The following is a 1290-nucleotide window of genomic DNA, read 5'->3' as shown; positions in this document are numbered from 1 at the left end:
GGTTGTGGTGTCGGTGAGGCTGGTGCGGTCGATGGGGTAGGACTCGAAGGCGATGAGGGTGTCGAAGAGGGGGGTGTTGTGGCCGGTGTTCTGTTGGATGGCGGTGAGGGGGTAGTGGTGGTGGTCGAGGAGGGCGGCCTGGCGGCTTTGGAGGGTGGTGAGGAGGTCGGCGGGGGTCTGTGCGGGGGTGCAGTCGACGCGGACGGGGAGGGTGTTGATGAAGAGGCCGATCATGTGGTCGGCGTCGGGGAGGTCGGCGGGGCGTCCGGAGACGGTGGCGCCGAAGACGATGTCGTTCTGGCCGGTGAGGGCGGACAGGAGGATGGCCCAGGCGCCCTGGACGAGGGTGTTGAGGGTGATGCCGAGTTCGGCCGCGCAGCGGGCCACGGCCCGGGCATCAGGCACTTCGATGCCGAGCTGGCCCAGGCCGGTGTCGGCGGCCGCAGACGGTTCGGCGTACGGGGCGAGCAGTGTGGGCTGCTTCAGGCCCTCGAGTTCTTGGGTCCAGGCGTGGGTGGCGGCTTTGTGGTCGCGGTGGGTGAGGTAGGTGAGGTGGTCGCGGTAGGCGGGTGGGCGGGGTAGGGGGGTGGTGTCGCCGTTGGTGGTGTAGAGGCGGAGCAGGTCGTTGAGGAGGAGGGGGAGGGACCAGCCGTCGAGGAGGACGTGGTGGGCGGTGAGGACGAGTTCGCTGCGTTCGTCGGTCAGTCGGATCAGGGCCAGGCGGAGCAGGGGCGGCCTGTCCGGGGCGAAGTGGGTGGTGCGGTCCTCGGTGAGGAAGTTCTCCAGCGCCTGGTCGCGTTCCTCGTCGTGCAGGTGGCGTAGGTCGAGGAACTGCCACGGCAACTCGACTCTGCCGGAGATCAGTTGAACGAGGTCTCCGGTGGTGTTGGGGGCGAAGGCGGCGCGCAGGTTGGGGTGGCGGTCCAGGAGGGCCTGTCCTGCGGTGTGCATGCGGTGTGGGTCCACTGGTCCGGTCAGGTGGAAGGCCATTTGCATGTGGTAGGCGTCGTAGGCGCCGTCGGCGAGCAGGGCGTGGAAGAGGAGACCGGACTGCAGGGGGGTCAGCGGCCAGGCGTCGGTCAGGCCGGGGTAGGTGTGTTCCCAGGTGTCGATGTCGGCCTGGGTGGTGGTCAGGAGGGGGAGGTCGGTGGGGGTCAGGCCGCCGGCACCCGGGGTGGCGGCGTGGCGGGTGAGAGCTTGGAGGGCGGCTTGCCAGTGGTGGGCGAGTTCGTTGACGTCGGCCTGGGTCAGGATGCTGGTGGGGTAGGAGAGCAGGGCGGTCAGCTGGGG

At 69.5% G+C, this 1290-nt stretch carries 1 protein-coding gene; it reads right to left on the bottom strand.

Going from position 1 to position 1290, the window contains the following annotated elements:
* Window positions 1–1290: condensation domain-containing protein (locus ACFYZZ_RS45380; RefSeq protein ID WP_389189974.1), on the bottom strand; the 1290-nt coding region annotated here is incomplete at both ends.

The sequence above is a fragment of the Streptomyces sp. NPDC001816 genome (assembly GCF_042892235.1).
In the GTDB taxonomy this organism is placed as follows: Bacteria; Actinomycetota; Actinomycetes; order Streptomycetales; family Streptomycetaceae; genus Streptomyces.
Note: the sequence above shows the minus strand (reverse complement) of the source record. Positions and strands in the feature narration are given on the sequence as shown.